This is a genomic window from Roseateles albus, from assembly GCF_028595345.1.
GTDB classification, from domain to species: Bacteria; Pseudomonadota; Gammaproteobacteria; order Burkholderiales; family Burkholderiaceae_C; genus Paucibacter_A; species Paucibacter_A albus.
In genome coordinates, this window is the sequence record NZ_JAQQXT010000030.1 from 2,305 (window position 1) to 9,397 (window position 7,093).

Annotated in this window: 6 protein-coding genes; 3 read left to right on the forward strand and 3 right to left on the reverse strand. The window is 57.5% G+C overall.

The features are described 5' to 3' along the window. Both PRZ03_RS23625 and PRZ03_RS23630 read right to left on the reverse strand, forming a co-directional pair. The coding region (locus PRZ03_RS23625; RefSeq protein WP_273602552.1) for a DUF4347 domain-containing protein at window positions 1-2,090 on the reverse strand (2,090 nt) is incomplete at its 3' end. Between the two features lie 1,164 nt (window positions 2,091-3,254). Further along, window positions 3,255-3,494 (reverse strand): helix-turn-helix domain-containing protein, encoded by a 240-nt coding sequence (locus PRZ03_RS23630; RefSeq protein ID WP_273602553.1) that lies wholly within the window; start codon window positions 3,492-3,494, stop codon window positions 3,255-3,257. A gap of 152 nt (window positions 3,495-3,646) precedes the next feature. Here PRZ03_RS23630 and PRZ03_RS23635 point away from each other — a divergent pair, with 152 nt between their 5' ends. Both PRZ03_RS23635 and PRZ03_RS23640 read left to right on the forward strand, forming a co-directional pair. Further along, a complete protein-coding gene (locus PRZ03_RS23635) occupies window positions 3,647-4,402 on the forward strand; it encodes a hypothetical protein (RefSeq protein WP_273602554.1) in 756 nt (251 codons plus the stop codon). 326 nt (window positions 4,403-4,728) lie between these two features. Beyond that, on the forward strand, window positions 4,729-5,052 hold the full coding sequence (locus PRZ03_RS23640) for a hypothetical protein (RefSeq protein WP_273602555.1): 324 nt from the start codon (window positions 4,729-4,731) through the stop codon (window positions 5,050-5,052). Between the two features lie 122 nt (window positions 5,053-5,174). Here PRZ03_RS23640 and PRZ03_RS23645 read toward each other — a convergent pair whose 3' ends face one another. Then, window positions 5,175-5,522, reverse strand: a complete 348-nt coding sequence (locus tag PRZ03_RS23645) for a hypothetical protein (protein ID WP_409993993.1) — start codon at window positions 5,520-5,522, stop codon at window positions 5,175-5,177. Window positions 5,523-5,839: 317 nt separating this feature from the next. On the opposite strand from PRZ03_RS23645, the gene PRZ03_RS23650 reads away from it, so the two are divergent. Then, the coding region (locus PRZ03_RS23650; protein ID WP_273602556.1) for a tyrosine-type recombinase/integrase at window positions 5,840-7,093 on the forward strand (1,254 nt) is incomplete at its 3' end.

The following is a 7,093-nucleotide window of genomic DNA, read 5'->3' on the forward strand; positions in this document are numbered from 1 at the left end:
GCACCTCCGTCAAGCGTGTTCGATCCCTGGTCATCGGTCAGCGTGTCATTGCCCGCTCCGCCCAAAAGCGTGTCATTGCCGAAGTTGCCTTCGATACGGTCATCACCGTCTCCGCCATCGATGATGTCGCTGCCCGCCTGGCCATCTATCGTGTCATTACCGCCCAGTCCGTTGATCTGATCGTTGCCAAAACCACCAATCATGGTGTCTGCCAACTCGGTACCAGTCAACGTTTGCGCCAAGGGCGGCGTGCCGTCCGGCGGAAAGTTCGGGTTGAAGTTGGCGGCTACGAGCATGGCCGCATCTACATTCTTCAACACCGCGATGACCTGCGCTGACTGCACTGATCCTGCGCTGCCATCGGCATCAAAGCTCAGCAACGTATCATTGCCTGATTGGGTCAACTTCAAGAAGCCCGAGCCAAACGGGTTGGACCCGTCATAGCTCAGCGTGCCGTTGCGCAGCAGATCCGAGTAGTCGAGCACGTCCATGCCCGGGCCAGCCGCAAAGTCCGTGATGACTGTCGGGTCGGCCTTGATCGTGGTGGAAGTTCCGTTGCTGCCCTGGAAAGTCCGACTGCCCTCAAGCATGGTGCGGTACTGCTGGGCGGTCAGCACAAAGGTATCTGAACCAGTGCCGCCGGTTAGGCTCAGTTGCAAGGCGCCGGACGCCGTCAACACGTCATCGCCGCTGCCGCCGTCGAGGCTGGCAGAAGCAATGCCGTAACTCTGGCCTTGATTGCCGGTGTCTCCAGCCTGAGTGTCAGTGACGGTCAGGCGGTCATTACCGGCTCCGCCCTGTAAATTAAGCTGCACTTGGCCGTAGCTGTACGTGTAGCTATTGCCACTTGTCACTGTCAAGTTGTCAATGCCATCACCGCCATCCAATGTTGCGGTAGTGACCAACCCTGGGGTGGCGTCCACCTTGGATACTTCATAACCATGGATCGAAACACTAAGGTTGTCGTCGCCGCCACCACCTGTCAGGGTTGATGCTCGGCTGGAATCAACACGCAGATAGTCATTGCCTTCGCCACCATCGAGGCTGGCATTGCTGTAGGAACTGACGTATAGATTGTCAATACCCGCGCCACCCTTCAACGAGGCTGTACCGCCGATCACATTGCTGGAGCTACCACCAACATACAACTGACCTGAGGCGCTCAAATAGTCATTGCCCTCGCCGCCATCAAGGCCGATAGTCAGACCGGTCGCATTGAGGCTGTCGTCGCCGACCCCGCCCAACAAGGTGTGATTGCCCGACAGTGAGCGCGACGTGAGGTTGTCATTGCCCGCACCTCCGTCAAGCGTGTTCGATCCCTGGTCATCGGTCAGCGTGTCATTGCCCGCTCCGCCCAAAAGCGTGTCATTGCCGAAGTTGCCTTCGATACGGTCATCACCGTCTCCGCCATCGATGGTGTCGCTGCCCGCCTGGCCGTCTATCGTGTCATTGCCGCCCAGACCATTGATCTGGTCGTCTCCCGAGCTACCAATCAGCGTGTCAGCCAACTCGGTACCTGTGATGACATTCAAAGATTCCCCCAACACCACAAGACCGGAATCGACGGCCAACTGAACCTCGGCAGTGCTATGCGAACCAAGCTCTGATACGACTGCGTCAATACTGCCCTCTACAAAGTCACTGGATACCCGTACCTCGGCTCCCGTGTACTGCGCAAATGAACTGAGGATGGATGACCAAGCTGTGCTCGCCTCTGTCAAATCGGCGCCCAGAAACACAATGCTCCCGCCCACCGAGAGCGCACGACCCATGCCGGCCATGTCCTGCGCATTGGCAGCCAGATCAACTCCAGCCAACAAGCTACTCCCCAAGCGCGGTTGACCCTGGATCACCTCAGGAACAAGGTATATCGAATCGACGTCTTGGTGCGCCTGCAAAGCCGCTTCGATCTGCGCCAATCCATCCGACAACTCATCCAGCACGAAAACATTTGACGGTTCGGTGTACCCGCTCAGCTTGCCAAGCAGGGTCGCGGATTCGGTCGAACGTGCGTCGACAAAGAAAAGTGACGTGAGGGCCTTGCTAGTCTTGTTGGTCATGGAATTCCACTCGGTGAACACGGCGCTCATGGGCGCGCATTCGCGGGCACCCCGAGCATATTGTTTGGTTTGGTGAGCGCGCAGAGCGCCATCTGATCCGCTGAGAGTGCGGAGAACTGTCTAAGCAAGTAGCAAGGCAGCTAGCCGGATCTATCTTCGAGAGAGGGAACGGCCAGAAACGGCTGCCAACGGGCGCGACCACCGCAAGCGATCAAGGAATCGCATCTTGAATGAGCCCAGTAGGTTTTACGCCCTACCCATGTATTTACCGCCATCGCGACCTCCCCAGGTGCTTTGAATTGATCTAATTTTTACCAAAGTAGCAGCGCCGCGACTCGCAATGACAAACGAACTCACAGGCTTCAAGAAACGTCTTTGCGCTTTGCCCTACTCACTGTAGGCTTGTACGTTGGCGAACTCATAGTATCAGTCGATTTTACTGATTACGCCCCCCATCTAGGGGGGAGGTCGCAAGGCAATTTTGAGTCTGTGTCAGCTTCGCCCTTTCTCCGCGCAAACACCGGCCATTCGGCCCGGTTGACCATAGATTTCGTGTGCCGTGCGCCTGAATGACCGCTGCACACTCGCTACCCGACATCGATGCCACCAGCGATGGACCGGGTGAATGACTGCTGAGTGGCCGACACCAGAAGTTCGCATCTCGCCGACCAATGACCGTAGCCGCAAGGGCTTTGACCTACAGCCCACGACTTCGAACTTCAGCTTTGGGCACACTGCTGCCGTAGATGACGAGGGAGCGAGCGGCTCCTATAGGGGCGACCGCGCCTATTCGACGGGTCAAGCAGCAGCCATTCGGCTCCGGTTGGCCGACGATTTCGTGAACGGCTCCTCTGAATGACTGCAGCACATTCGAGACCCGACATCAGCGCCGCAATATCTGCTGCGGGTCAGTGACTTCTGGGTGGCCGGCACCGTGAGTTCGGCTCTCAACGGCCAATGACCGCAGCCTCTGCGGTGCAGACGCTGACCATTTGATATTTCAACCCTGCATTGCAGAAAGCGGGCCGCTAGGATTGCGTGCTGGGCAACCAGCATTTGCACAAATCAGATTGGTTTCAAGGCGACGTTTTCGCCTAGTTTCCAACCTCAGAATGCAAATAGCACAAACAAAAGAGCGCTCTGGCCCAACAAACCTCGGCCTGAATCAGCTACGCAAGAACCGCCAAGTCAAACTCAATCGGTAAGCGGCGCAAGCAATACCGATATGTCCAGCGCCAAGGCCTTGGCGAGTTGCTCGATGTTGTCCAATGAAACATTGCGTTCCGACCGCTCCACCGAGCCGACATAGGTGCGGTGCAAGCCGGCAAGATCTGCCAACTGCTCTTGCGAAAGGCCCCGTGCCGCACGCTCAAGGCGCAGTCGTCGGGCAAGGCGCTCCCGCGCCGTTAGTTCTACGTTCCCTGGTCTCTTCATGGAGAGCGAGGGTCTGCGAATCGCCTACTTTGAGTCTACAGACTTTGAGTAGCATTTGATTGTAGAATTCTGAGTTGTCCTTGGCGCCACCGCTGAAATTCGGGTTGCCCATGTCCGCGCATTTCTATTGAATCCCTTTCCGTCCAAACTAGATGCAGCGACCCAGAATCAGAGAGCGCATTCGCGCCACAGCGCTCGAACTATTGCGCGGTCACCCGCAAGGCCTGCGCTATTCCGAGCTTCATCGGCAGATACGTCAATCTGACACTAGCTTCAATGCCAGCACCATCAACGCCTATATCTGGAACTTGGATGCCCTGCACCCCGAGCAGGTCTATAAGCCCATCAAGGGCCTCTATCGCCTGATCGAATTCAAGGATCCGATTCCCGCCGAATTGAATGAAGAGCCCCCGGTTGAAGTGCAACAGATCAAGATCCGCGAAGAGGTCTTCTACCCTCTGTTCGCGAGTTGGTTGAAAAATGACATCGAAGACGTAACCCACGCCATTGCGCTCGGCGGCAACGCGTTTCGGGATCGCTGGGGGACACCCGATGTCATCGGCAAAGCCGAGAGTCGGCGCAGTGACGTCATCAAAGGGCCGACGAGCATAGTGTCGGCCGAAATCAAGATCGACCCGGCGGGTTTAGTCACAGGCTTTGGACAGGCTTGTGCCTACAAGCTGTTCAGCCACAAAAGCTACCTGGTCATCCCAACCCAAACGCCCGAAGATGAACTTGCTCGGGTTGATTCACTTTGCCAAATCTTCGGCATTGGACTTGTGACCTTCAATGCCAAGTGCCCGGCGTTGCCGGAATTCCGGTTGGTCATTCGGCCGCTTAAGCACGAGCCGGACTTGTTCTATATGAACCGGTATGTGGCGCATATCGAGAAGGAATTGTTCTCGTAGTCTGGTGGCAAAAACACTATGCGCGCTCGTCGCCACAGAACCCCGGCTCGGTCTTGCTGAGCGACGGCTTTGCCGCGTATGCCCGCTATGCCGGTGAAACAGCCCAGAAGCATCGCCGCCCGAGCAACGCCCGCCACTGGGATTTTCAGCCGTTGTTCATCGGCCTTGTGCTCTTGGTTGTAAATTATTGCGCTTACATGCCCGCAAGCCAAGCGTTTTGGGACTGGCGGGTGCGGCGCATGTGTGCGGCCGAGGGCGGGCTCACCTGGTGAGCCAGGCGTCGGCTACAACATTGAGAAAGCCATGAACTCATCCAACCCCACCCCGTGGACAACCGTGCCGAAGCCCTTCAATATCTGGCCTCGCTGGGCGGGCAACTCGCGCCGGCGGATGGTTTCTTTGCTGAAAGGGCAATTTCACCGCGAACAGAAATTGAGCAAATGTTCATTGAGGCCCGAGCGGTGCTTGCCGAGATCGAGGCCCGAAACGATCGGGGCAATTGCACCAGCGCTGAACGCTTCGATCACTCGGCCATCAAGAACTTATGCCGTTCTATCCAGGAGCGGCTCGACATGGCCGCAGAATTTGGCGAAGTGCTGGGCAAACGCTTGGCCAACACCAGGGATCGCCTGGCCAAGGCATCTGAATGAGGCCAGCAAGGACCATCAGCTTGGATACCCAGCCTCCGGCATCCTCCGTGTGTTGGGCCAAGGATGAAGGATTCTTGGGCGCGGCAAATAGGCCGCAGCGATCTTGTCCATGCGCTCAAACGTCAGCCCGTCCTTTTGGCTTCGCCAACCAGCCGCCTGAGCGTGCGTCGCCACAAATTCTTGACGTGATATCCGAACGCCACGACAGATTTCGCGTTGGTCGGCACGGCGTGGTAGTTCATGTAACCCGTTACCACTGCGCCTAGCCATTTGCCTTGCTCGGGTATGCCTTGATGCATTCGCCGTCGCAGCTCGGCCTTGATGCCCTGCAGCTTCGCCCTCATGCGGTCGCCCCGGCTTTTGCGCTGCAGCTGGTAGCTGCCGCGCCGGGATTTCCCGCTGATGAAGATGAAGCCCAGGAACGTGAAGGTCTCCGGCTTGCCCTGCCGATTCTTGGAGATTTGAGCCATGCGGCGGCCTCTCCGACTCGGACGGCTCCTATCAGCCGAATGCTGAATTCCAGCGAACTTCAGCTATGGGTACAAAGTCGATCGCTTGACGGACTTCGGCCTATCTCATATTCTCTTCCAGAGTAAAAATCTATCAACTATTGCATGGCAATAGTTAAATTCACTCTAGACATTCAAATCAACGCATGGTTCCGTAGAAGGAGGCTCTGGATGCGATTAGGCGCCGGCTCTATCACTAGGCTTTGCAGATTTACCAATGTGACTTCGTCGCCTGCAATGTCGGGACGCGCACCTTATGGCACAGAGGCGGATGACGCTTGGCCTCGCTTGAGCTGATTCACTACATTCCGCATCGCATCATCGTGGGTGACGATGGGTTGGTGCGCCGCGAGCCGGACCGGGCACTTCGACCCACCAAGGGACTGCCGCAGATTTTCTGGGCTGACGGGTCGAGCTGGAGAGCAGCGAATCTCTGGGCGCACAGCCGCGCGACGAACGGTGTGACTGACATCAAGACCGTAAGGTCGAATCTCAGTCATCTCCACAAGTACGCGCAGTGGCTGGAAGCCGAGCAGTTGGATTGGCAACATTTTCCAATGCTTTTACGTGACCGGGTGCTCGTTCGATGGCGCAAGCACTTGATCGAGCAACGGGACAAGCTGGGTTTGTTGAAACCCTCCACCGCCAACCACCGGATGAACGCCACCATTCACTTCTATCGGTTTGCCCAAGTGTCTGGGCTCATTGATCGTGAGACTCCCATGTGGCAGGAGCGCCCGGTCGTCCATCGGTTTGTCGATTCGGTGGGCTTTGAGAGAACCATGCTCATGCGGAGCACCGACCTGGCGATTCCGAACCGAGGGCGGATTGGGCTCCAACTGGAAGGCGGACTAACCCCGCTGACCGATGAGCAACGGCAAGAGTTGCTGGCCTTCACCAGCCGGCCGGGCAGTGTTAGCCGCGAGCTTGATTTGATGCTCAAACTAGGGTTTTTTTCGGGCGCCCGTGTCGAGACCATCACCGATCTCAAGCGTGGCACGGTCCTCAACGCCGTGCACGACCTCAACACGCCCGGACTCTTCTATCTTCCAGTGGGACCAGGCCATCGCCCCCATGTCGCCACCAAGTTCGATGTGCATGGCCAGATCGTTGTGCCCGCCGCATTGCTGGAAGCTTTGCGCGACTATCTGACCGATGTGGGCCGACTCAGGCGCGAGGCACTGGCCGCGCCGGAAGACAAGGAGTTGGTGTTCCTCACCCGCTATGGCCGTCGCTATGCAGACCGCGACTCGGGTTCCGGCACCGCAGTAGACCGGGCCATGGTGGACTTGCGGCGCGAGGCGACACAGGCCGGGCTGGTGTTTGCCAAGCACTTTCACTTTCACATGACCCGGGCCACCTTCGGAACATCGCTGACTTCACTGCTTCTTTCCCAAGCGGGTGCCACTGATGCGTATTTCAGCCCATCGCGGCCACCCATTTCAGCGGAACGCGGACAGCGTTTCAGACGAAGGCGGACACCATTTCAGGCTGATCGCGGGCAGCGTTTCAAACTGATCCCGGACACCCCG